This is a genomic window from Haloarcula amylovorans, from assembly GCF_004681185.1.
In the GTDB taxonomy this organism is placed as follows: domain Archaea; phylum Halobacteriota; class Halobacteria; order Halobacteriales; family Haloarculaceae; genus Haloarcula; species Haloarcula amylovorans.
Genome location: NZ_SRIF01000001.1, coordinates 560523 through 584232 on the forward strand (window position 1 = coordinate 560523; position 23710 = coordinate 584232).

Consider the following 23710-nt stretch of genomic DNA (forward strand, 5'->3'; position numbering starts at 1 on the left):
TCCATGCCGACAGACAGCAAGCTCTCCACCGACCAGCTACAGCGTATCGCAAACGACCTCCGCGACGAGTGGCCCACGGGCCGAGAAGTCGACTTCGAGGAAGCGGTCAGCTTCCACGAGTCCTTGCCGGCTACCAAGCAGTTCGCCCCGGTCCTCGAATCTGCCGACCGGCCGCTGCTCCAGCCACGTGCTGGCGTCCCCTGTCTGGAGGACCAGATTTCGCTCCTCCGCTACTTACAGGACGAAGGGGCCGCGGATCTCCTCCCGACGACCATCGACTCGTATACGCGGGACAACGAATACGAGAAAGCCGAGGAGGGACTGGCGGCCTCCCGGAACAGCGAGGCCGACGAACTCAACGGCTTTCCCGCGGTCAACCACGGCGTCGAGGACTGTCGCCGACTCGTTCGCGCACTCGACGCACCCATCGAAGTCCGCCACGGCACGCCCGACGCGCGCCTGCTGGCGATGGTCACCCTCGCCGGCGGCTTCCAGTCCTTCGAGGGCGGCCCCATCTCGTATAACATCCCCTACACGAAACGCCACGACCTCGCGACGACCATCGAACACTGGCAGTTCGTGGACCGGCTCTGTGGCGCGTACACGGAGCGTGGCGTCACGATAAATCGAGAACCGTTCGGTCCGCTGACCGGAACGCTCGTTCCGCCATGTATCGCCATCGCGGTGATGCTCGTCGAGGGGCAACTCGCCGCGACGCAGGGCGTGCGCTCGGTGACGCTCGGTTACGGACAGGTCGGCAATCTGGTGCAGGACGTGGCGGCCCTGCGCGCGCTGCGGAAACTCGGCGAGGAGTACCTCCCCGACGCCGTTACCGTCACCACCGTTTTCCACGAGTGGATGGGCGGGTTCCCACCCGACGAGGCTCGCGCCAACGGCGTCATCAGCCTCGGCGGCGCGACGGCGGCCGTCGCCAAGCCCGACAAGGTCATCACGAAGTCCCCACAGGAGTTCCAGGGAGTCCCGACGAAGGAGGCCAACGCCGCCGGCCTCCGCACGACGAGACAGCTCATCGATATGATGATAGAGCAAGACATCGACCTCGGTGGTATCGACGACGAACAGCGGCTCATCGAACGCGCCACTCGCGCGCTGATGGACGCCATCTTCGAGGCCGGCGACGGCGACGTGGCACAGGGCGTCATCGATGCCTTCGACACTGGCGCGCTGGACGTGCCGTTCGCACCGAGCGACGCCGCCGCCGGGGCGGTCCTGCCCGCCCGCGACGACGATGGCCGGGTCCGCATCTTCGAGTTCGCCGACCTCGCCCTGCCCGACGACATCAAGGAGATTCACGCCGCGCGACTGGGCGAACGCGCCCGTACGGAGGGCCGCGACCAGTCGTTCCGCATGGTCGCCGACGACGTGGACGCCATCAGCGACGGGAAACTCATCGGTCGGCCGACCGGGAAGCAAGGAGGTGCCAGCGATGCGGATTGACGCGATACGGGCTGTTCCGGGCGTCTCTGGCTTCTTCTTCGACGATCAGCGCGCCATCAAGGACGGCGCGACCCAGCGCGGGTTCGACTACGATGGCCCGCCGGTGACGGAGGGGTTCGACCGAGTCCGCGAGGCCGGCGAGTCGCTCATCGTCGAAATCGAACTCGCCGACGGCACCGTCGTCACCGGCGACTGCGCGGCGGTGCAGTACTCCGGCGCTGGCGGCCGAGACCCGCTGTTTCGAGCCGAGGCGTACCGTCCGGTCGTCGAAGGCGTCGTCGCCGACGCGCTTCGGGGCCGAGATGCCACGCTGTTCCGCGAGAACGCGGAGACGCTGGAAACCCTCGACCCCGAACGCTCCGGCGGTGACCGCCTCCACACGGCGGTTCGCTACGGCGTCTCCCAGGCCCTGCTGAACGCCGCCGCCCGCGACCGCGGACAGACGCCGACTGACGTTCTTTCGGCGGCCTACGACACAGACCCGGCGACCTCGCCTGTCCCGGTGTTCGGCCAGTCGGGCGACGAGCGCCGGACCAACGCCGAGAAGATGCTCATCAAGGGTGTCCCCGTCCTCCCCCACGGCCTGTTCAACAGTATCGAGAAAGTGGGCGAGGACGGCGAGGGACTGCGCGAGTACCTCGCGTGGCTCGCCGACCGCGCCGACGAACTCGGCCCCGAGAACTACTCCCCGCGTTTTCACGTCGACGTCTACGGCATCCTCGGCGAGGTGTTCGGCCCGCCGTACGACCGGCCGGAGGTCACGGACTACTTCGAGACGCTACGGGAGGCCGCCGCGCCGTACCCGCTCCAGGTCGAGGGGCCGATGGACGCCGGCGGTCGCGCGGCCCAAATCGAGCAGATGGCCGACCTGCGCGACGGCCTCCGAGACGCTGACGTCGCGGTCGACATCGTCGCCGACGAGTGGTGCAACACCTTCGAGGACGTGCGAGCGTTCGTGGACGCGGGCGCGGCCGACGTGGTGCAGGTGAAGACGCCGGACCTCGGCGGTATCCAGCGGTCGGCGGAGGCGGTGCTGTACTGCGACGGCACGGACACCCGCGCGTATCTCGGCGGCACCTGCAACGAGACGGTCACGTCGGCGCGGGCCTGCGCTCACGTCGCCCTCGCAACCGACGCCGCACAAGTCCTCGCAAAGCCCGGCATGGGCTTCGACGAGGGATTCATGGTCGTCACCAACGAGATGCGCCGCGCCCTCAGCCGTCAGCAAGGCGGCCGGCAGGAGGTGCGCGCCGATGACTGACTGGAACGACCCCGGAGCGCTCAACTGCTCGGACGAGGATACCTTCGACGCGCTCCTCGACCGCGCGACGACCCGCGAGAAGGGGAATTACTTCGAGTTCTTCGCGGAGGGCGACGAACTCAGCCACGACCCCGGCCTGCGCCTCTCACAGCACGGCAGCGAGCAGTGGATGGGTCAGACGCTGAACCACGACCCGGCGTACTGGCGGGCCGACACCGCCCGCGACCGGGACTTCGACGGCGTGCCGGTCCACCCTGATTACCTGCTCGCCTGCGTGATGGGGATCTCGGTCGAGGACCTCTCGGAGAAGGGTGGCTACTTCCTCGGGCGGACCGATGTCGAATTTCACCGCTCGGCGTATCCCGGTACCGAACTGGCTGTCACCTCTCGCGTGGTCGACACCCGTACCTCGTCGTCGCGGCCCGCCTACGGCATCGTGACCTGGGAGACGGAGGGTCGGGACCGCGAGACGGACGAGCGCCTCGTCTCCTACGAGCGGACGAACATGATCCCGCGGCGCGAACCCGCTGCGACGGACGGAAGCGGGTCGATGGCCGACGGCGACGGGGCCGACCCCGCGACGCCCGACCTCCCCGAGACGCTCCTCGCGCCAGACGGTATGCACTTCGAGGACTTCCGTGATGCACTCGAACAGGCCAGCGAGGCGGACGCGGCCGTCGCCTATCGCCACGAACGCGGGCGGACGATGGACGACCAACTCGTCGCAGGTTTGCCGCTCGCGACGCTCAACACCGCCCGCCAGCACCACAACCGCGACGAGATGGCCGACTCGCCGTCGGGCGACATCGTCGCCTACGGTGACGTGACACGCTCCATCGCGCTGGCACACGCCCGCTCGGACGAGGCAACCTACCGCGAGCGCCGCTTCGAAGACGAGCGGTTCCACACCTTCGTCACGATTGGCGACACCGTCTACGGGTTCACTCGCGTCCTCGACTGCGACTCGGACGCGGGTCCCGACCGCACGGGCGCGGTGACATTCGAGCACGTCGCGTTCAACCAGGACAGCACCCCGGTCTACTCGGGCCGGCGAACCGCCCTCATCCAGCGACAGCAATGACCGACACACGACTCTGCCGCACGTTCCAGACCGCACCGGCCGCCGTTCCGCGAGACAACAGCGCGAAGTTCCTCGACTCGGGCCTGACGAGCGAGGGGTTCCAGACCCCCGATTGGCTGGTGCCCGACATCGAGGACGGCACCGCGCCGTCGATGAAAGACGAGGCCGTCGAGAACATCGCCGACCGGCTGCCCGACCACGCGCCCGACTTCGCCGGGGAGATTCTCCCGCGCGTCGAGTGGGCATACGACGGCGAGCAGTTCCGCGAACGCGGGACTGAACAGGTCCGCCGCCTCGCCGACGACGTTGGCGAGCACCTCGACGGATTCGTCTTCCCGAAGGTCGGCCGCCTCGACGACGTGCGCGATGCCGCCGGCGTGCTGGCCGACGCCGAGCGCGAGGCGGGCCTCGCCGACGGGACGCTGGAGATGGCGATAATTCTGGAGACCGCTGCTGCTCGCTCGGACCTGCGCGAAATCTGCCAGTTCGCCGCCGACTCCCGGCTGTCTGGCATCGTCTTCGGCCCGGTCGACTATACGGCGGAACTGGGCGGTCGTGCGCTCCACGGCGAGCGCCCGCGCTGGGACAGCCTGCTCGAAGCGCTCTCGAACGAGACGAGCGCCGCCGACATCGTCGCCATCGGCGGCCCGTTCGACCAACTGTTCCACGAACGGGCCGGTGTCACCTACTACAACGCCGAGGGGTACGCCGACCAGGTCGAACACGAGGCGACCATCGGAATCGACGGCTCGTGGTCGCTCCACCCTAAACAGACCGCACAGGCCAATCGCGTCCACATGCCGAGCGGCGAGGAACTGGACCGCGACCTCACCAAAATCGAGGCGTTCAACGACGCCAAGCGCGAGGGCACGGGAGCCGTCGTCGTCGACGGCCAGATGGTCGACGAAGCGACCTACAAGAACTTCGCCAACACCGTCCAGAAAGTGCGCGCCATCGACGAGGCCCATCCCCAGCAGACCGGGAAGCACTACGACGACGCGCTGTTGTCGCGGGCGCTCGACGTGGACCTCATCTTCAACTGAGTTCGCGTCACCGCGCTCGTCGGGACTAACCTCAAGCCCGTCCGGTCCCTTCGTCCAGTGATGAACGCCATCGAGGTAGATGGACTGACGCGGCGGTACGGTGATCTCGTGGCCGTCGACGACGTGTCCTTCGCCGTCGCGGAGGGGGAGATTCTCGGCTTGTTGGGACCGAACGGCGCGGGCAAGTCCACGCTGGTCAACACGCTCTGTACGCTCTTACGTCCGAGCTCGGGAACGGCGCGGGTCGCCGGCCACGACGTTGCGGCCGACCCCGGCGGCGTCCGGGCGAGCATCGGTGTCGTCTTTCAGGAGCCGGCGCTGGACGAGGAACTGACCGGCGCTGAGAACCTGCGGTTTCACGCACGACTGTACGGCATCCGCAAAGCGCGTCAGCAGGAGCGGGCGAGAACTGTTCTCGAACTCGTGGACCTCGCCGACGACGCGGACAAACCAGTCGGCGAGTACTCCGGCGGGATGGCCCGACGGCTGGAACTCGCTCGCGGCCTGCTTCACGAACCCGACGTGCTCTTTCTCGACGAACCGACCGTCGGTCTCGACGCGGGGACGCGAAAGACCGTGCGGGAGTACATCGCCCGTCTCAACCGAGAGGCCGGCGTCACTGTGGTCCTGACGACCCACTACATGGAGGAGGCCGACGCGCTCTGTGACCGGGTCGCCATCGTCGACGACGGGAACGTGGTCGCCCTTGACGCGCCCGACGCGCTGAAAGACTCGCTCGGCGGCGACGTGGTTCGTATCGGCACCGACGACCCGGCGGCCGTCAAGCGGGCGGTCCCGAACGAACCGTGGGTCCGCTCGGTGACAGTGACCGATGGGAGCGTGGAGGTCGGCGTCGACGACGGCGAGCGCCGGGTCGCGACGCTCGTCACCGCCGCCAGCGACGCGGCCGGCGTCGAAACCGTCTCTGTAGACCGGCCGACCTTGGAACGGGTGTTCCTCTCGCTGACCGGCCGTACCGTCGCGGAGGCCGCCGAATCGACCGGGGAGCCGCCCGCGACCGCCGTGAGCGCTGAGACGGGCGGTGACGACGATGACTGAGGACGGTGGCCGACTCCGGCGGGACGCCGTCGCCGTCTACGGCCTCTGGAAGCGCGACATCGTGCGCTTCTGGCGGGCCAAGAGCCGCGTCGTCGGCCTCTTGCTTGGACCCTTCTTCATCCTCGTCTTCTTCGGCTTCGGGTTCAGCGACGCCCGGTTCGGGTCCGTCCCGTCGTCGCTCTCGTACCTCGAATATCTCGTGCCCGGCATCCTCGGCTTTACGATGCTGTTCTCCGCCTCCTTTACGGGATTGGCGGTGCTGTCGGACCGCGAGGTCGGCTTTCTGAAGGAGATTCTGGTCGCCCCGGTGAGCCGTACCGCCATCGTCGTCGGCCGCATCGCTGGCGGCGCGACGACGACGATGCTGCAGGCGTTGCTCATCCTCGTGCTGGCGATCCCGCTCGGTTTTCGTCCGGCGTCGCTCTCGGGGGTACTCGTCGCCGTCGTCTTCCTCGTCCTCGTCGCCGCGACGTTCATCGGCCTCGGCCTCGCCATCGCGTCGCAGTTCAAAGACACGCAGGGGTACAACCTCATCGTCAACTTCGCGCTCTTTCCGCTGGCGTTCCTCTCGGGCGCGTTCTACCCACTTTCGAACCTCCCGCTGCCGCTCAGACTCGTGGGCTATCTCAACCCCCTGACCTACGGCGTCGACGGGCTACGGGGTGCGCTCGTCGGCTACTCCGAGCGAGCGCTGGTCGTGGACTTCGCTGCGATGGTCGTCGCCGCCGCCGTCACCGTCGCCCTCGGCGCGGCGCTGTTCCGCCGCGTCGAGGCGGTGTAGTCACCCGAAGAACTCCGCCAGTCGCTCGGCCGCTTCGTCCACACGCGGAGTTACCAGCGCGAAGCGAATCCAGTCGGCCCGAGAGTCGCCGAACACCTCGCCGGGCATCCCGCCGACGCCCGCCTCGTCGATGAGTTCGTAGACGTTCTCGAAGCTCCCCGGAAAGTCGGGGAAGCGCGCCATCACGTAGAACCCGCCGTCGGGGCGGTTGAACTCCGCGCCCGCCTCGTCGAGGGCCTCACAGAAGCGGTCGATTCGCGCTTCGAGCCGACGGCGGCACTCCGCGTAGTAGTCAGGCGAAGTCGTCTTCAACGCCTGCAAAACGGCGTACTGGGCGGGCCGACTCCCGGCGACGTTCGTCAGCATGTGCCGGGTGCGAGCGCGTTCTACCAGGTCACCGTTCGGGCCGTCTTCCGGCGGGAAAATCGCGTAGCCGACGCGGAAGCCGGTGATGGCGAGCGATTTCGAAAAGGAGTTCGTGGCGACGACGTTCGGCGAGTCCGCGTCGATCGCGGACCCGAACCGCCCGGAGTAATCGAAGTGGTCGTACACTTCGTCGCTCACGAGCAGGGCGTCGTTCGCCTCGGCGACGGCAGCGAACTCGGCCATCGCGTCGGCGTCGTATACCGCGCCAGTCGGGTTGTTCGGCGAGTTGACGACGACGACGCTCGTCTCGTCGCTCGCGGCCGCCCGCACGTCCGCCGGGTCGAGACGGTTGTCGTCGTCGACGGAGACGAACCGCGTCTCCGCGCCGAGGAAGTTCGCTCGTCCGGCGTAGTAGGGGTAGACGGGGTCGGCCAGCAGGACCTCCTCGCCGTCGAAGTGGTCGAGGCCGCCGGTCATGGCGAGGTGGTTGGCCTCGCCCGCGCCGTTCGTGACGGTTACGCGCTCTACGGCCACGTCGCGGCGGGCCGCTATCTCCTCGCGGAGTTCCCGCAGGCCGACGCTAGGGGGGTACTGAAACTCGCTCGGGTCGGCCTCGGCGTAGTCCCGGAGACCGTCACGGAGCCCCTCTGGCGGGTCCCAGTCGGGATTGCCCGAGACCATGTCGACCACGTCCCGGTCGGCCCGGGCGGCGTACTGCATTACCCGAAAAAACTGCGGCGTCTCGTAGTCCATACCGACGTTAGGAACGCCGAGACCGTTTGTCTTTCCGTTAGCGGGCTGCTTCGGTCGCGGCTACCGGCCGGTCACTGCCGGATATAGAGCGTTATCGCGCCAATCACCAGGAGAGCGATTCCCCACGTGAGGTCCGACCCCGGCAAGTAGCCGAGAATGAGCGTGACGATACCTGAGGTGACGAGTGACCAGCCGATTGTCGTCTGGTAAGCCATACAATCGATTGGGCGGCCACACTGATACGTCCGGGGCCGGCAACTGAACCCTTATCCCGATTTATCGCCAACGCCGAGGTATGACCGACGACAGGGAGAGTCAGGTCGAGGCGCGCGTCGGCGAGGCGCTCCGCGAACGAGACGAGACTGTTGCCGTCGCCGAGTCCTGTACCGGCGGTCTCGTCGGGTCGCTGCTGACCGACGTGCCGGGGTCCAGCGACTACTTCGATCGCTCGATAGTGTCGTACTCCTACGACGCCAAGCAGGAACTGCTAGCGGTCTCCCGTGAAGCGCTGGACGCTCACGGAGCCGTCTCCGAACCGGTCGCCGACGAGATGGCCCGCGCAGTCAGGGATACCGCCGGGACCGACTGGGGCGTCGCCACGACGGGCGTCGCCGGGCCGACCGGCGGTTCGCCCGAGACGCCGGTCGGAACTGTGTACATCGCGGTCGCGCACGCGGCCCCGTGGGAATCCGGCGACTCCGACTGTGTGGTGTCTCACTACGTCTTCGATGGCGACCGGACCGAGGTGAAAGAGCGCATCGCCAGACAGGCGCTCACGGACCTGTTGTCGGCCGTACTGGAGAAGTAGCAAAGCCTTTCATAAGGGCTATTGTCGTTCATTTCCGTATCTTGTCGCCAGTAGATCGGCGAATACCGGCAAACAGCGACAACAGTCCTTATCAGGGGCCACAGCGTCCGCCCGTGTAGATGAACAAACGCGGTCACGTCCTGAACGCCATCCTCCTGAGCATCGGACTGGGGTACGTCCTCGACCCGTCCGGCGATGTCTCGACGTTTGCGACCATCGCCGAGGTATCTCTCCCGGTCGTGCTCGGCGCGCTGTTTCCCGACGTCGATACGGCCTTCGGCAAACACCGGAAGACGCTCCACAACCTCCCGGTCCTCCTCGTCTTTATCGCCCATCCGATCTATCACGGCGGCAACCTTCAGTGGGTGTGGCTCGGCGTGTTGACTCACTACGTCCTCGACGCCTTCGGCTCTCGGCGCGGTATCGCGCTGTTTTATCCGTTCTGGGACGAGGAGTTCGGCTTTCCGTCGGGAGTCACCACCTCCAGTACGTACGCCGAAGTCGTCACCGTCGTCATCACCGCTCTCGAACTCGCAGCCATCGCTGTTCTCGTCTACGTCCTCCCGCAGTATCTTCCGCCGGGGATCACGCAACTGCTCGCCGAGAACACGGCGCTAATCGCCTAATACACCTTCACGTCGTCGAACTGCCCGCCGTAGGCGACGTGGTCGGGGTGGGTTGGCGCGGTCCCCTGTAACATCACCCGGTCGAACTTCTCCCAACTGTTCTCGTACCCCAGATGCGCGAACTCCAGCATCCGACGGCCGGTGTGGACCACGCCGTCGCGGTGGACGATACGACGCGGTTCGTCGTCCCGAAGCGCCGCCGCGAACGCCTCGGCGTCATCGAACGACCGGTCGAACGACACGTGGACTTCGCCGATGCTGCCGGTGCGGTGCGCGTACGACGAGGCGAACGTCGGCAGGTCCGTCTCGCGGGCGAACCGCCGTGCCCGCCGTGTGTGATGAGGTAAGAACTTCGTGTTGTACGTCTCTACCGCGTCGATGGTGTTTCTGTAGGTCTCTAGCTCACTGAGACCGAGGCTCACGCTCAGAAATCCGGGGTGGGGGACCAGCACGGCGGCCTCTTGCCGTCGCAGTTCCGCCATCGTCCCGTCGAGGGTGAGAAAGTCCGGGACCTGTTCGTCGAGTCCCACCGCGAGAAGGTGACGGCGGCGCTGCCACGTCCCAGTAAACAGCTCTCGGGCCGGATAGACCTGCAGGTCTGCATCGGAGAATCGCTCGGCCCGGGCGCGGATGTCCGACAGTCGCGTGAAGTGGGGGGCATACACGAGGGCGTCGAGCCCCCGCTCTTTCGCCCGCTGGACGACCGACTCGTCCAGCACCTTGACGTGTAAATCGACGTGGAACCCCTCACTCGTCACGGCTTTCGTTATCCCGGTGGCACCATTAGAGGTTTCTATTCGGAATCCCCTCGCCAGTGGCGAACGCTTTTGTTCGAGGGCCGCCTGCCACTCTGCAATGTCACGCTGGGAGTGCGCTATCGCGGGCGACGACAGCCAGTTCGACCGCGTCGAAGACCTCATCGTCCACCAGTCGACCGACCACGACCGCATCTCCTGTAAGGTGTGTGGGACCGTCGTCCCTGACGGCTACTTCGCTATCAAACACGCGTTCGACGAACACTCGCGCGCCGAGTACGTCCGTGCCTACGACGCCTCCGCTGCCGAAGTCCGCCGCCGCGAGAACATCAAGGAGTCCGTCGAGTCGGCCGCGGACATGAACGAGGTCATCGAGCGACTGGAAAGTTAAGCCGAAATCCTGCGGTCTACCGCGCGCTGCTACTGGTGTCCGAACACCCGTCAGTGGCCGGTCAGGGCGACGACCGGAGGTATCCGCCCGTTCCGATAGCGAGGATACCGAGCAGCGCCGGCACTATTCGGAGGAGCTGTGGCGTCGCCGTCAGCGGCGGCTTGTCGGTCCGCGTCGTCACGAGGTCGTAGCGAGCGATGGCTCGTTGCCGTTCTTCGACGGCGGCCTCGCTGGGTGTCGCTACCGGCTGCCTCTCTTGGTTCTCCTCGTTTCGCTCCTGGCGAAGCGAGTGCTCCGCCGCGCGGAGCGGTTCGTCGGCCGGCGGGAGATCCGACTCCGGCGGCCGCTCTATCACGACCGTCGTCAGCCGACGGCGCTCGGTGTAGTCCTCCGTCTCGCCGAGCCGTTCCGAGTCGGGATAGGAGAACGCGGGCGCACCCTCGCCGACCGGGACCGTGTGTTCACCGCCAGCTCGTAGCGTCTCGACGTACAGCTGCTGTCCCCGCTCGGAAAGCTTCTCGTAGGCGACGATGCGATACCCCTGCTCGCGGAGCTGTGATTCGTTCTCCGGGCTGCCGTAGCCGGTATCGTGGTACAAGACGGGCTGGACGGGGAACAGCGCCGGGCCGATCAGGGCGACGACACCCAGTGCGAGGAGCGCGCTCCCGAGCGTATTGCGTCGGCTCATTCCAGATCAGCCCCCTCGAACCGCAGGTAGCCAATCGCCAGCGGAACGACGATCCAGACCGCAAACACCAGCAGCGACACCTCGTCGCCGAGGTACGCCGGCAGTTCGCTGTTCTCGCCGGTTCGCTGGAGGACTCGCTGTTCCATCCCCGCTGGCATCACGAGATTTATCGCCTTCCGGTAGGCGATAAAAGGGCTCGTGTACGTCACCGCGTTGTAGAGGTCGAGGTTCGGCTCGGCCCCGAATATCGTGGTGTGGACCCACTGTGCGACGGTCGAGACGCCAATGCCCGGGACCACGTAGAGGACGACTAGCAGGAAGTAGGACCCGACCGCGGCGGCGATGGCGCGGCTTCGCTCGGCGAGCGCCGAGGAGAGCGCGACGGCGATGGCGACGAACACGGCGGCGTAGACCAGCGAGATAGCGAGCATCCCGACGGCGACGCCGGCCGGGAGCACGCCGTGGCGGGCGACGGCGACTGCGGTGGCCGTCACGAACATGAACGTCACGCCCGCGGCGGCGACCGCGAGCCTGCTGAGGAGTTTCCCGAGAAACACGTCACGGCGCGTGTTCGGCAGGCCGAGCAGGAACTTCACGCCGCCGCTCTCTCGCTCGCCGGCGATCGCCATGTAACTGGCGACGAGCGCGACGATGGGAAGCAACATCGCGAGCAACAGCCCTATCGTCGAAAACAGCTGCACGACGGTCTCCGTCGGCGAGAGCTGATACCCCTGTGACCCGAAGGCTATCAGCGCCGTGAGCAACCCCAGCAGGGTTGCGACGGCCCACAGCGCCCGCGAGCGACGAGCCCCCTTGAAATCCTTTCGAGCGACATCGAAGGCGCTCACTGGAGCGCCTCCACCGGGTCGTCCGCCGTCGCCGCTTTGCCGCCGTCGCGGCCGCCGCCGGTCAGCTCGTTGAACAGCGTTTCGAGGGGGACGGTCTCGGAGAGGATGTCCTCGACGGTGGCGCGTTCGGCGACGTGCGTGACCACGTCCACCTTCGCGCTCGGGTCCGAACACTGGACGACGAGCGTCCGGTCCTCGACCGTCGCGCGTTCGACGCCGGAGAGCGACTCGACGCCGAGGCCCGCAGGCGGCGTCGCACATTCGAGTTCGACGGTCGCGTGACCGCCAGCGCTGTCGCGGAGGCCGTCGATGGTGTCGACGGCGACGAGTTCGCCCTGGTTCATCACGCCGACGCGGTCACAGACCGCCTCGACCTCCGAGAGGATGTGACTGGAGAAGAAGACGGTCGTCCCGTCGGCCGCCCGGTCGCGGACGACCTCGCGCATCTGCTGGATGCCGTTGGGGTCGAGGCCGGTCGACGGCTCGTCCAGAATCAGCAGGTCGGGGTCGTCGGCCAGCGCGATAGCGAAGGCCAGGCGCTGTTGCATCCCCTTCGAGTAGTCTCCCGCGAGCCGGTCAGCGTCGTCTTCGAGTCCCACGAGCGAGAGGAGTTCGTCGGGGTCGTCGTCGGCTCCCTTCGTCTCGATGGCCCATTCGAGGTACTCCCGACCCAGCAAGGGATCGTCGAAACCGTACCCTTCCGGGAGAACGCCGACCCGTCGCCGAATCGCTTCGGGATCGGCCTGTGCGTCGGTCCCGAGCACTTCGACGCTCCCCTCGGTGGGGCGGATGAAGTCCAGCAGGAGGTTGATCGTCGTCGACTTTCCGGCCCCGTTCGGGCCGAGAAAGCCGAACACCTCGCCCGACTCGACGGTGAGGTCGAGGTCGTCGACGGCGACGACGTCGCCGAATCGTTTCGTCAGTCCATTCGTCTGGAGGGCAGGCATCGTCTGGTCCCACCGTCGGACGGTTTCCGCTTAAATGCTCAGGACAGTTCGATTGCAGTTTGAGCCTTCCGCTGGCTGTGACCCTTCCGAGAACGGCGGTTCAACAATAACGAGAACGCGCTAGCGTTCTTCGGAGTCCATTCGCGGCTCCGCCGCTCATGGGTCCGAGGAGCGCTTTCAGCGCTCCTCGCTATCCAGCACCCGAATCTGGTCACCGCGCACGGTAACCGGAATTGGAACCGTCGCTTCGTACAGTTCGACGGTTACCTGGTCTTTGCCTTCGTCGATGCGCTGGACTTGCGCTTTCTCGCCTTTGAACGGGCCGGCGATGAGTTCGACGATGTCCCCTTCGGCGATTCCCTCGACGTCGGGTTTCGGCGAGAGGAAGTGCTCGACTTCCGCGATGGAGGACTCGCCTTGCACGATCCCGTTAGCGTGTGGAATCTCGTCGAGGATGCGGTCGAAGACGGCGGCATCGTCGGCCTCGACCATCACGTAACTGGTCAGCGAATCCGGGGCCAGCGCCGCGTGGATGTCCGGTTCTTCGCGGTTGATGATCATCTCCGCGACGGTGCGTTCCTGACTCGCCGTGGTTTTGACAGCGTAGATACCCATCTGTTTATACCGGCTTGCTTCCGGGGACGAACGTCATCACCGCGAAGATGATGAATCCGAGCAGTCCGACCAGCACGATACCGGCACCGGCGATCTTTGCGATTTGCGAGAATTCCTCCCAAGAGGGCGTACTCGCCAGTTTGAGTACGCGAACGTAGGAGGTGAGGTCGTACGGAACGTCCATAGCGGGTGGTATCCCCCGCTGGCTTTTCTATATTGTGGTCGCCGGTCGACGGAGAGCGGCCCGAGGATGGGTCTCTGGTGGGTGGCTACCGGAGAAAGACGAACGGGCCGGTTGCTTACTCGACGAAGTCGATATCTTCGCCCATCTGTTTTGCGGCTCGTTCCTGCTCGGCCTCGCTCTGGCCGTATATCTGGGGGCTTTCGACGCCGGTGACGACGATCATCGTCTCCATCTTCCCCTGGAAGTCGTTGTTGATGGAGGCCCCCCAGATGATGCGGGCGTCGGGATCGATGCGGTCGTAGATCTCTTCGACGACGCCCTCGGCTTCCTCGATGCTCATGTCGGGACCGCCAACGACGTTGACCAGTGCGGAGTTCGCGCCGTCGAACTCCACGTCCAACAGCGGCGAGCGAAGCGCCGAGCGGATGGAGTCCTGTGCCTTGTTCTCGCTGTCGGACTCGCCCAGCCCGATCATGGCGACGCCGCCGTTCTCCATGATGGTGCGAACGTCGGCGAAGTCCACGTTGACGAGGCCGGGTTTGGTGATGAGTTCGGTCATGCCCTTGACCGACCGCATCAACACGCGGTCGCAGATCTTGAACGCGTCCTGCAGCGGCATCGACGGCGCGTAGTCGAGCAGTCGGTCGTTCGGCACGACGATGACGGTGTCGGAGACGGCCCGTAGGCGTTCGAGGCCGGCGTCGGCGTTCGCGCGGCGGCGTTCGCCCTCCGCCGTAAACGGGATCGTGACGATAGAGATAGTGAGCGCGCCGGCGTCCTGTGCGGCCTGAGCGACGACAGGAGCAGACCCAGTACCGGTCCCGCCGCCGAGACCCGCAGTGACGAACACCATATCGGAGCCGTCGATAGACTGCTGGATGTCCTCGATGTCTTCCTGAGCGGCCTCTTCGCCGATCTTCGGGACCGAGCCCGCACCGCGGCCGCCAGTGCGCTTTCGGCCGATAAGAATCTTCGTGTCAGCTTGTACCTCGTCGGCTAAGTGCTGGGCGTCCGTGTTTGCGGCGACGAGCTTTGCGCCGTGGATGCCTTCTTCCATCATGCGGGTGACGGTGTTTCCACCGGCACCGCCACAGCCGACGACGGTAATCTTCGTCTCTAGGTCCTTGACGACGCTCGCTAGTTCGTCGTCGGTCATCGTCCCGGACGTCGACATGTCCTCTCGTCCGGGGGTCGTCTCCGTCTCGGCTGCTGGCTCCGAGGAGCCGTCCCGTTCGCCTTCGGCCTCCTCGATAGCGTCGTCGATAATCGAGTCCATATTTAAATCCCCGTTGCAGACGGACGTTCATTAGTTTTCCCCCTCCGTCTGACGCTTGTCTGACGATTTCCACCCCGATTTCGGGCCGGATTTTGGCCGCTTCCTACAACGTAAATCGACGTATACGTTCGCGCTGGACACGATCCGGCTCGATTTTGTCGCCATCGACCTCGACCGGGTGGCCCGCGGAGAGCTTCCCGAACTTCGGCCCTTCGGGAACGCCGGTGGTGCGCGCGAGGTCGGGGTCGAACGTCTCTTCGCGAGCGACGAGTTCGCCACCCTCCCGTTCGACGCTGTCGTAGCGGCGGCGGAGAATCTCGGCCAGCGCCGACACGAGCGAATCGAACGTCGCGTCGGCGGGCAACGCGAACGGCCCGGTGACGACGGTGCCGCTCTGTTCGGTCCCGAACGCGAGCGCGTTGGAGTCGACCCACTCTCGAAGCGCCTCGGCGTCGATGCCGGCAGCCTCGGAGAGGAGGTCAGCGGGCGGTTCGACGAGCGTCCAGTCGGTTCGGCGCTCGGCCGCTGTAGCTGGGTCACCGAATCGAAGACCGTCTCCGACCTGTGTGACCGCCGCCTCTAACGCTTCGACCAGTTCGAGAGGAACGCCCGTGGTCTCCCGGACGAACGTCTCCTCGACGACGCGGTAGCCGAGCCGCTCCAGCGTGGCCGCGAGGTCCGGCCGATCGTCTTCCAGCAGGGCGTAGTCGGCCGCGCTGGCGTCGAAGGCCCCGTCAAGGACCGCCTCGCGTTCGGCGTCGTCATCGGCCCATTCGTCGAGCGCGTCGAGCGACCAGTCGGCCCCGATATGGCCGACGGCCCAGTCGGTCTCTCGAATCACGCGCTCGAACCGCGGAGCGTAGTGGCCGCCGCCGAAGCCGACGAGATGGCGACGACTGCCGTTCTCACGGGGCGCATCCGCCGCGGCGGTACGGAGTGAGAGGATCGCACGAGCGACGGCGCGGGCCGCGTCAGGGTCGCGCCACTGTGCTTCGGCACTCCCGACCTCCACGAACATCGAAGGGACACCGACGCTCGTCGGTCCGTGGTGGGTACACTCGACGCCGACCTCGTAACCGTCAGGTGCGTACTCGGTGAGTGCGCTCACGACTTCGCGCTGGGCGTTCGGGCACGCACGGGCGAACTGTCCTGCGTCGCCGCCGAATTCTGCTTCGCCGAAGTTGCCGGTGTGGTGAGCGGTCAGGAGTTCGTCGGTCTCGCCGGCGTGCCGGGAGGCAAAGACGAGCAGGTCGGGGTCGTCGAACGCGCCAGCGACGCCGTCCAGTTCGAGGTGCCAGTCGTCGAACTCGCGCAGTTCCACCTCGTCGGTGCGATAGACGGTGCCGCCGCCGTCGGCGTCGGGGCGGCTGTCGTCGGTCGTCTCCGTCCAGTCGGCGAGTTCTCGGAGCTGTTCGCCGACGTGGACGGACGCTTCGTCGGCCCGGGAGACGACGACAGCGAGCATTAGTCCGCCTGGTCCATGTGGACCGGCTCTCGCCCCATCGCGGTCCGGAACGCGTCGGTCGCCAGCCCGAACAGCTCTTTCAGCGACTCGCGCCGGAGGAAGAATAGCCCCAAACCGGCGGCGACGTACAGTATCGTGTAGCCGATGAGCAGGTCGTGGCTCGTGATCGGAAGCACCAGCAGGTCCTGAATGAGCGCGAACTCTATCAGTACCTGCGTGATGAACAAGACGAACAGGACGACCGCCTCTCGAATTGATATCTCGAAGTTACAGAGGAGCGCGAGCGCGAAGAACGACTGGGCAGCCGTGATCCAAATCTCGGCGGACTGACGCGAATCGAACGGGAGGACGCCGTAGCCGCCGAACGCGATGGAGTAGACGACGGCGATGGTCCCGATGAGGAGCGTCCACTGGTTGAGCTTCGAGGAGATGAGCGCGTTGAACCCGGCGGTCGACCGGGCTTTGTTGACCAACACGGCGACGACGATGAGCTCCGGTGACTCGCTGGCCAGCGGCGCGACCCACTGAATCATGAAGAACGAGGGGATGCCGTTGGCCAACCCGATCTCCTCTAGTCCGTGGGCGAACGGTTCGACGGCGGTGAATATCATCAACCCGGAGTAGCCAAAGAGCACGAGAACCGACAGAGGCCGCCACGGAATCGACCACGATTGGAGGTACTCGGGGACGCCGACGGTGTGGTCGTGTGCTTCGATATCGGACTTGAGGACGAGACCGATGTACAGCACGTAGAGGCCGACCAGGAACAGCGTATCGAGTGCGCCGATGCCGCCGCCGAGGGGGACGAGAAAGGCCCACCCGGTCGCCACGAAGAGGAAGGCGATCTCCGTGGCGATGTCGCGGTCCAACTGGACGGCGCTTTTGAGGAATCCGTCTCGACTCACGACGGCGGGGTCCGCGGTCGAACTCGCCCGCATGATGGTGAAGACGGCGATACCGGCCCAGCCGAGGCCGATGAGGATGCGGTTCGCGCCGGTCATGTTCGCCACGGCGAGGTTGGCGTCGTGACAGGCCCGCGCGAGTTCGGTCTCGCCGGCGTCGATGGCGGCCGGTGAGAGCTGCGAACAGGCTTCGATGGTCGCACCGCCGGCCCCGGCGTTCCACGCGTAGAGCGCGTCGACGGCGTATTCTGGAGCGACGGCGAGCACCGCGAGCACGGCAATCGCGAACGCGCGCGGCACGTCTTTCTCGGCCGTCTCGGCTCCCCACGCGAGGAGGAACGACGCGCCGAGGACCGCCAATCCGCTCACCGCGACAGTCGTAACTCGGCCCATCCCGTAGCCGAGAAGGCTCGCACCGACCCAAGCGGCGGTCAACAGGACCGCGCCCGAGATTTGCACCAGCGGATGACGTAGACGACTCACTACCTGAGCACAGCACAGGTCGGCGTGAAAAACTTGCGAAAGCCGGCCCGGGGGTCTGGCAGAGGGCGGCCGTGACCCCCAGTGTTCGACGCTCGGCGGCCCAGAGCGTGGCGTTCATGTGTGCTGCGTGTGCTGGCAGGCGTATGGACGTCTACGGTCTCATCGGGAATCCGGTCGGGCACTCGCTGTCGCCGCCGATGCACGAGGCGGGCTACGAGGCACTCGGTATCGACGCGAAGTACGTCACGTTCGAACCCGCCGCCGACGAGGGAGCGGTGGCCGTCGAGGCGGCCGACCGGCTCGGCGTCGCGGGGCTAAATGTCACCATCCCGTTCAAACAGGACGTGCTCGATGCCGTCTCTCTGGATCCGCTCGCCGAACGTATCGGCGCGGTCAACACAATCGACTTCGACGGCGGGACGCCGACGGGGTACAATACGGACGCCGTCGGGGCCGTTCGCGCGCTCGAACATCACGGGATCGAACTCTCCGGAACGGCCGTCGTCGTCGGTGCCGGGGGCGCTGGGCGGGCCGTCGCGTTCGGTCTCGCCGACGAGGGCATGACGGTTCGTATCGCCAATCGAACAGAGTGGAAAGCCCGGGACCTCGCCGCGGAAGTGCCCGACGCCAGCGGGCACGGACTCGACGGACTGGACGAGTTGCTCGCCGACGCCGACGTCCTCGTCAACTGCACGAGCGTCGGGATGGACGAAGACGAGACGCCGGTGCCAGCCGGTGGACTGCACGGCGGGCTCGCGGTTCTGGACGCCGTGTATTCGCCGCTAGAGACGCGGTTGTTGCGGGACGCCGCTGCGGTCGGGGCGACGACTGTCGACGGCGCGTGGATGCTCCTGTATCAAGGTGTCGAGGCGTTCGAGCGGTGGACCGGCGAAAACGCGCCCATAGACCCGATGAACGATGCACTTCGAGCGGGTCTGTGACGGAAGCGTACCAGCAAGAGATTAGTGTCGGGGGAAAGAAGTCCCGTGTATGGGTCTGCTTCAGAAACTGAAATCTGCCCTCGGGCTCGACGGGGCGGAGTCCGCGTCTGGGGAGGGGTCCGGGTCACCCGGCGACGTGGACGTGACCGTCGAGCGCGAACCATCTACTGAGGACGAGGACGCGGTCAAAGGGACCGAGACCGCGGTGACGGACGGCAGCGAGACCGAGACCGCCAGCACCGGCGCAGGTGCCATAACGGACGAGGAGACGGCCGCTGCCGCCGATGCGACCGTGCCGGACGAGAGCGGGTCGATAGACGCCACGGTCCCCGAGGCTGAACCCGACATTGGGGAGGGGAGCGACGACCCGGTCACCGAGATAAAGGGTATCGGCCCGGCCTACGCGAAGCGGCTCTCCGGACTCGGCATCGAGACGGTCGGCGACCTCACTATGGCCGACGCCGCGGACATCGCAGCGGAAACAGACCTCTCCGAGAGCCGTGTCGCCGGGTGGATAGAGCGCGCCGAAGAGTACTAGCTCGCAGAACCGCAAACGAATTAGCCACCCGTCTGCTTCTCACCGGTAATGCCAACGGTCGAGACGGACCGCGACACCTTCGAGCGACTCGCGTCGAGTGCGCCAGCGGCGGCGCGAGTTCCCGTCGCGGTCCGCGTCACCGTCGAGGACCCGTTTATTGCCTACCGGCGGGCGCGCGACCCCGTCAGCGGCATCTATCTGGCGACGACGGGTGGCCAGTCGGGATGGGGGTACTTCGGGACGACGCCCGCGGACTTTCTGGAGGTGAACACCGACGACGGCGAGACGCTCGCGGCACTTGGCGACCTACTCGACGGCGAGACACTCGTCCGCGGCGAGTGTGCGGTCCCATACCCCTGCGGTGCCGTCGGCTGGCTCTCCTACGACGTGGCCCGTGAACTGGAGACGCTGCCCGAGAGCGCGGTCGCGGACCGGGCGCTACCGCAGCTGCAGGTCGCCACCTACGACCGCCTCGCGGCGTGGGAAGAACCACGCGGCGATGGCCCGGTGACGCTCACCGTGACTGCGTGCCCGCGGCTCGACGAGTACGACTCGGCAGAGCGGGCCTACGAGTTCGGCAAGCAACACGCGCTGGCACTCGCCCGCGAGGCCACCGAGGGCGACCCGAGCGTGGCGAACCCGCCGGTCGAGACGGACGCCGCCGAGTTCGAGAGCGATTGCACCCGGGAGTCGTTCGCGGAGCGCGTTCGCACAGTCAAGCAGTACATTCGCGACGGTGACACCTTCCAGGCGAACGTCTCCCAGCGACTCAGCGCGCCCGCGGCCGTCCATCCCGTCGAGGCGTTCGACGCGCTTCGGGCGGTGAATCCGGCCCCCTACTCGGCGCTCGTGGAGTTCCCCGGCGTCGACCTCGTCAGCGCGAGTCCGGAACTGCTGTTACAGCGCGACGGCGACCGACTGGTCACCGAACCCATCGCCGGGACTCGTCCCCGCGGGGAGACGCCCGAGGCCGACGACCGACTGGAGGCCGACCTGCTAGCCGACGAGAAAGAGCGGGCCGAACACGCGATGCTCGTGGACTTAGAGCGCAACGATCTCGGGAAGGTGAGTCGCTTCGGCAGCGTCGAAGTGACGGATTACCGCCGCGTCGACCGCTACTCCGAGGTGATGCACCTCGTCTCCGAAGTCGAGGGCAGACTGCGCGACCGAGCGACACTCGACGATGCCGTCGCGGCGGTGTTCCCCGGCGGCACCATCACTGGCGCACCGAAACCCCGGACGATGGAGATAATCGACGAGGTGGAGGAGACGCGTCGTGGCCCCTACACGGGCTCTATCGGTATCTTCGGCTTCGACGGACGGGCGACGCTGAACATCGTCATCCGCACGCTGGTCCGGTACGCCGAGGCGTACCACCTCCGGGTCGGCGCGGGTATCGTCCACGATTCGGACCCCGACAGCGAGTACGACGAGACGCTCGATAAGGGGCGGGCGCTGATCACCGCCGTCGACGAGGCGCTCGGCCGGCGAGCGGACCTCTCGGTGGAGGGAACGCAGTGAGCGACGCCCTCGCGCCGACCGTCCTCGTCGTCGACAACTACGATTCGTTCGCATACAACCTCGTCCAGTACGTCGGCGAGGTCGTCTGTCGACTCGGCGGCGACGAGGACGACGTGCTCGTCCGGCGCAACGACGCTATCACGGTCGAGGAGATACGTGACCTCGACCCCGACGGTATCGTCGTCTCGCCGGGACCGGGAACGCCCGAGGACGCGGGCATCTCGATGCCCATCTTCGCCGACCTGCGCTACCCGACGCTTGGTGTCTGTCTGGGCCATCAGGCGCTCTGTGCGGCCAACGGAGCTTCGGTCGGCCACGCCGAGGCCGTCGTCCACGGCAAAGCGTCGCAGGTGACCCACGACGGCACCGGCGTCTTCGCGGACGTTCCCGACCCGGTCGAGGTGGGCCGGTACCACTCGCTGGCCGTCGACCGCGACGGCCTGCCCAACGTCCTCGAAGAGACCGCTCACACCGCCGACGATGCGGAAGAAGACGTCGTGATGGCGGTCCGTCACCGCGACGCACCTCACGTCGGCGTCCAGTTCCACCCGGAAAGCATCCTGACCGACCACGGGAAGACAATGGTCGAGAACTTCTGTCTCTCATGCAATACCACGTAGACGGCGAACTCGTCCCCGACGACGAGGCGACGGTGTCGGTGCTGGACCGCGGATTCATGTACGGCGACGCGGGCTTCGAGACGCTCCGAGTCTACGGCGGCGACCCCTTCGAGTGGGAGGCCCACCGAAAACGCCTCCAGCACACCGCAGAGACGCTTGGCTTCGCCGACGCCGTCCCCGACGACCTGCGAGCGCGAGTCGACGAGACGCTCGCCGCCAACGACCTCTCGGAGGCGTACATCAAGGTCTCGGTTACGCGCGGCGTCCAGCCCGGGAAACTCACGCCCCACCCCGAGGTAGACCCGACGGTCGTAGTTATCTGCAAGGAACTGCCCCGCGGCGGGCGCGATGGCCAGCGAGTCTGGGGCGACCCGGCGGCCGTTCAGACGGTGCGGACCCGGCGGATTCCCGGCGAAGCGGTACCGGCCGACGTGAAGACGCACAACTATCTCAACGGCATCCTCGGAAAACTCGAACTCCGCCGGGCGGCCGCCGGCGGCGACCCCGCCGACGAGTGCCTAATGCGGGACGTGGACGGCAATATCGCCGAGGGCGCGACGAGCAACGTCTTCTTCGTCGCCGAAAACGCGCTGCGGACGCCGAGTGCGGACCTCGACCTCTTGCCGGGCGTGACCCGCGATGTAGTGCTGGAGTTGGCTCGCGAGGAGGAGTTCCCAGTCGAGACGGGCCGTTACTCGCTCGATGACCTGCGAAATGCGGACGAAGCGTTTCTCACTAACTCGACGTGGGAGATTCGACCGATGGCGACCGTCGACGGCATCGAGGTCGGTGCCGGGCCGATGACGAAACTACTCCAGCGGCTGTTCGACGAACGTATCGAGGCCGAGCACTACTAAAAACGGGGACCACGGGCGGCGGAACAGCGCCGCCAGCGAGAACGCGATGGCGAGGATCGAGTGAGCGGGTTGGCTACGGCGCGTAGCAGACCCACCCTTGTGGCGGAATCGAGATCTGGACCCAGCCGTCACTGTTGGTGGTGACGTCACCGGAGTTGCCGCTGTAGTCGTTCAGCGCCTGGTTCGTCCAGGTAGTGTAGACCCACTTGCTCTGCCACGATCCCGAGCGGTTGAGGCCGACGAGCAGGTTGTTCTGTCGCTCGAAGATGTAGAGGTTCTGGTCAGCGTGGCGCTGGTAGGCGGTGCCGCCAGCGAGATTGTTCTTGATCCACAGCAGGTTCTGGATGTCGCCATCGTCGACGGCGATGTGGTTGCTGTAGACGCGCGGGTACCCCTCGTAGGTGAGGATGTACGCGTAGGCGAGTTTCTCGTACTGGGGCGGCCCGCTGTCGTGATTGGAGACGAACGTAAGCGACTGGTATGGCGACTGGTTGACCAGTCCGGCCCCGTCGAGTGCGGTCATGTCCCCATCCTGATGGAACACGTCCTCTTTCATCGTGTAGTACAGCGGGTAGTCCGTGACCGACATCCCGGTGTCAGCGTAGCCTTGACAGTAGTCTACGCCGCCCTGCAAGACTTCCCCGACCGTGTAGAGGCCGAGATTGTCGGCCCACTGGTTGGCGTAGTCGCTGAAGAACCACTCGGGGACGTGTTTTGCAGCGTCCCATCGGATGCCGTCGACGCCGAGATTTGCGTACTTCTGGACGTAGTCCTGTATCTGCCCGCGGACGTACGACGATTCCTGCTTCAGGTCTTTCAGCCCGACGAGCCAGCCGTTCTCGACGGATTCGGGGTCGGAATAGTCGATCTCTGACTCGGGGTGGAAGTCCTGCTCGCTGAAGTATGGCAGGTCGTCGAACGTGATGCCGGGAGCGCCGCGGAAGTCGTCGTCTGCGGCCATGTGGTTGATGACCGCGTCGGCGATGACGTCCAGCCCCTGATTGTGGGCCTCGTCGACCATCGCTTGATACTCCGATTCGGTCCCGAACACGCTGTCGAAGTTCTTGAAGTCCACCGGTTGATAACCGAGCGGCGGGTCGGTGACTCCCTGCTGGTGGCTTCTGTCCAGTCGGCTGTACTGCGCCGGTGGTACCTGAATGGCGTCGTAGCCCTGTGCCGCGACGGTCGAGAGGTTGCTCCGGACCTGATTCCAGTCGGTGTGGTAGTACTGATAGACCGCGCTGGAACCGACCGCCTGCGCGCTGCCTGTTGTCAGTGAAGCACCCGTCGCCGCTGCGCCGAGTGCACCCATGCCTTTGAGTACGTCACGTCGGGAGAAGTCCTCGCTTCCCCCTGCGAAATGTCGTGTCATCTGCGTGGTTTCCCTTGGTCGTCAGCTGCGGTTCGTGTGGGTCCTACTGGCATCCCACAACGTATGATGAA

The 23710-nt window shown here is 66.2% G+C and carries 26 protein-coding genes; 14 read left to right on the plus strand and 12 right to left on the minus strand.

The genetic code is table 11. From position 1 onward, the window contains the following. Positions 1 to 3 precede the first annotated feature (3 nt). From E4S61_RS02825 to E4S61_RS02850, 6 genes are read left to right on the plus strand one after another with little or no spacing between them, the layout of a single operon-like run. Positions 4 to 1458 carry a methylaspartate mutase subunit E gene (locus E4S61_RS02825; RefSeq protein ID WP_135302384.1) on the plus strand — a complete coding sequence of 485 codons (1455 nt, stop codon included), beginning with the start codon at positions 4 to 6 and terminating at the stop codon, positions 1456 to 1458. Further along, entirely contained in the window at positions 1448 to 2719 is a 1272-nt protein-coding gene (locus E4S61_RS02830) for a methylaspartate ammonia-lyase (RefSeq protein ID WP_135302385.1), read from the plus strand. The genes E4S61_RS02825 and E4S61_RS02830 overlap by 11 nt, the downstream gene beginning before the upstream one ends. After that, complete coding sequence (gene mch / locus E4S61_RS02835) at positions 2712 to 3800, plus strand: 2-methylfumaryl-CoA hydratase (RefSeq protein WP_135302386.1); 1089 nt, start codon at positions 2712 to 2714, stop codon at positions 3798 to 3800. The genes E4S61_RS02830 and mch overlap by 8 nt, the downstream gene beginning before the upstream one ends. Next, positions 3797 to 4843: an L-malyl-CoA/beta-methylmalyl-CoA lyase gene (citE, locus tag E4S61_RS02840; protein WP_135302387.1), complete on the plus strand. Its 1047-nt coding sequence runs from the start codon at positions 3797 to 3799 to the stop codon at positions 4841 to 4843. The genes mch and citE overlap by 4 nt, the downstream gene beginning before the upstream one ends. Before the next feature lie 60 nt (positions 4844 to 4903). Beyond that, complete coding sequence (locus E4S61_RS02845) at positions 4904 to 5902, plus strand: ABC transporter ATP-binding protein (RefSeq protein WP_135302388.1); 999 nt, start codon at positions 4904 to 4906, stop codon at positions 5900 to 5902. Continuing rightward, positions 5895 to 6683 (plus strand): ABC transporter permease, encoded by a 789-nt coding sequence (locus tag E4S61_RS02850; RefSeq protein WP_135302389.1) that lies wholly within the window; start codon positions 5895 to 5897, stop codon positions 6681 to 6683. The genes E4S61_RS02845 and E4S61_RS02850 overlap by 8 nt, the downstream gene beginning before the upstream one ends. Here E4S61_RS02850 and E4S61_RS02855 read toward each other — a convergent pair whose 3' ends face one another. Both E4S61_RS02855 and E4S61_RS25180 read right to left on the minus strand, forming a co-directional pair. After that, the gene (locus E4S61_RS02855; protein WP_135302390.1) at positions 6684 to 7802 is read right to left on the minus strand and encodes a pyridoxal phosphate-dependent aminotransferase; all 1119 of its coding nucleotides are present in this window, start codon (positions 7800 to 7802) and stop codon (positions 6684 to 6686) included. Between the two features lie 71 nt (positions 7803 to 7873). After that, a complete protein-coding gene (locus E4S61_RS25180; protein ID WP_167768392.1) occupies positions 7874 to 8017 on the minus strand; it encodes a hypothetical protein in 144 nt (47 codons plus the stop codon). A gap of 80 nt (positions 8018 to 8097) precedes the next feature. Here E4S61_RS25180 and E4S61_RS02860 point away from each other — a divergent pair, with 80 nt between their 5' ends. Continuing rightward, positions 8098 to 8610, plus strand: a complete 513-nt coding sequence (locus E4S61_RS02860) for a CinA family protein (protein ID WP_135302391.1) — start codon at positions 8098 to 8100, stop codon at positions 8608 to 8610. 119 nt (positions 8611 to 8729) lie between these two features. Beyond that, on the plus strand, positions 8730 to 9236 hold the full coding sequence (locus E4S61_RS02865) for a metal-dependent hydrolase (protein WP_135302392.1): 507 nt from the start codon (positions 8730 to 8732) through the stop codon (positions 9234 to 9236). On the opposite strand, the gene E4S61_RS02870 is transcribed toward E4S61_RS02865, so the two are convergent. Further along, on the minus strand, positions 9233 to 9994 hold the full coding sequence (locus E4S61_RS02870) for a PHP domain-containing protein (RefSeq protein ID WP_245180551.1): 762 nt from the start codon (positions 9992 to 9994) through the stop codon (positions 9233 to 9235). The genes E4S61_RS02865 and E4S61_RS02870 overlap by 4 nt on opposite strands. Before the next feature lie 97 nt (positions 9995 to 10091). Here E4S61_RS02870 and E4S61_RS02875 point away from each other — a divergent pair, with 97 nt between their 5' ends. After that, a complete protein-coding gene (locus tag E4S61_RS02875) occupies positions 10092 to 10382 on the plus strand; it encodes a DUF7565 family protein (RefSeq protein WP_135302394.1) in 291 nt (96 codons plus the stop codon). 61 nt (positions 10383 to 10443) lie between these two features. Here E4S61_RS02875 and E4S61_RS02880 read toward each other — a convergent pair whose 3' ends face one another. The 8 genes from E4S61_RS02880 to E4S61_RS02915 all read right to left on the minus strand — a co-directional run bounded on the left by E4S61_RS02880 (position 10444) and on the right by E4S61_RS02915 (position 17700). After that, a complete protein-coding gene (locus tag E4S61_RS02880) occupies positions 10444 to 11070 on the minus strand; it encodes a hypothetical protein (protein ID WP_135302395.1) in 627 nt (208 codons plus the stop codon). Continuing rightward, entirely contained in the window at positions 11067 to 11918 is an 852-nt protein-coding gene (locus E4S61_RS02885) for an ABC transporter permease subunit (RefSeq protein ID WP_135302396.1), read from the minus strand. Before E4S61_RS02885 ends, E4S61_RS02880 begins: the two co-directional genes overlap by 4 nt. Next, a complete protein-coding gene (locus E4S61_RS02890) occupies positions 11915 to 12865 on the minus strand; it encodes an ABC transporter ATP-binding protein (protein ID WP_135302397.1) in 951 nt (316 codons plus the stop codon). Before E4S61_RS02890 ends, E4S61_RS02885 begins: the two co-directional genes overlap by 4 nt. Positions 12866 to 13042: 177 nt before the next feature. After that, positions 13043 to 13480, minus strand: coding sequence for a transcription elongation factor Spt5 (locus tag E4S61_RS02895; protein WP_135302398.1), 438 nt, complete (start codon positions 13478 to 13480; stop codon positions 13043 to 13045). A gap of 4 nt (positions 13481 to 13484) precedes the next feature. Next, complete coding sequence (locus E4S61_RS02900) at positions 13485 to 13664, minus strand: protein translocase SEC61 complex subunit gamma (protein WP_135302399.1); 180 nt, start codon at positions 13662 to 13664, stop codon at positions 13485 to 13487. A gap of 115 nt (positions 13665 to 13779) precedes the next feature. After that, positions 13780 to 14940 (minus strand): cell division protein FtsZ, encoded by a 1161-nt coding sequence (gene ftsZ / locus E4S61_RS02905; protein WP_135302400.1) that lies wholly within the window; start codon positions 14938 to 14940, stop codon positions 13780 to 13782. 103 nt (positions 14941 to 15043) lie between these two features. Beyond that, positions 15044 to 16405 (minus strand): D-aminoacyl-tRNA deacylase, encoded by a 1362-nt coding sequence (locus E4S61_RS02910; RefSeq protein ID WP_135302401.1) that lies wholly within the window; start codon positions 16403 to 16405, stop codon positions 15044 to 15046. Further along, positions 16405 to 17700 (minus strand): sodium:calcium antiporter, encoded by a 1296-nt coding sequence (locus E4S61_RS02915; protein ID WP_394346439.1) that lies wholly within the window; start codon positions 17698 to 17700, stop codon positions 16405 to 16407. The genes E4S61_RS02910 and E4S61_RS02915 overlap by 1 nt, the downstream gene beginning before the upstream one ends. A gap of 233 nt (positions 17701 to 17933) precedes the next feature. Between E4S61_RS02915 and E4S61_RS02920 the strand changes: the two genes are divergently transcribed. Genes E4S61_RS02920 through E4S61_RS02940 form a run of 5 tightly spaced genes read left to right on the plus strand, consistent with a single transcriptional unit; the run spans position 17934 to position 22267 of the window. Beyond that, positions 17934 to 18731 (plus strand): shikimate dehydrogenase, encoded by a 798-nt coding sequence (locus tag E4S61_RS02920; protein ID WP_135302402.1) that lies wholly within the window; start codon positions 17934 to 17936, stop codon positions 18729 to 18731. A 49-nt stretch (positions 18732 to 18780) separates the two neighbouring features. Beyond that, on the plus strand, positions 18781 to 19269 hold the full coding sequence (locus E4S61_RS02925; RefSeq protein ID WP_135302403.1) for a helix-hairpin-helix domain-containing protein: 489 nt from the start codon (positions 18781 to 18783) through the stop codon (positions 19267 to 19269). Between the two features lie 48 nt (positions 19270 to 19317). Continuing rightward, the gene (pabB, locus tag E4S61_RS02930; protein WP_135302404.1) at positions 19318 to 20790 is read left to right on the plus strand and encodes an aminodeoxychorismate synthase, component I; all 1473 of its coding nucleotides are present in this window, start codon (positions 19318 to 19320) and stop codon (positions 20788 to 20790) included. After that, on the plus strand, positions 20787 to 21410 hold the full coding sequence (locus E4S61_RS02935; RefSeq protein ID WP_135302405.1) for an anthranilate synthase component II: 624 nt from the start codon (positions 20787 to 20789) through the stop codon (positions 21408 to 21410). Before pabB ends, E4S61_RS02935 begins: the two co-directional genes overlap by 4 nt. Next, complete coding sequence (locus E4S61_RS02940; RefSeq protein ID WP_135302406.1) at positions 21395 to 22267, plus strand: aminotransferase class IV; 873 nt, start codon at positions 21395 to 21397, stop codon at positions 22265 to 22267. Before E4S61_RS02935 ends, E4S61_RS02940 begins: the two co-directional genes overlap by 16 nt. A gap of 73 nt (positions 22268 to 22340) precedes the next feature. On the opposite strand, the gene E4S61_RS02945 is transcribed toward E4S61_RS02940, so the two are convergent. Further along, complete coding sequence (locus E4S61_RS02945; RefSeq protein WP_135302407.1) at positions 22341 to 23639, minus strand: alpha-amylase domain-containing protein; 1299 nt, start codon at positions 23637 to 23639, stop codon at positions 22341 to 22343. Positions 23640 to 23710: the final 71 nt, after the last annotated feature.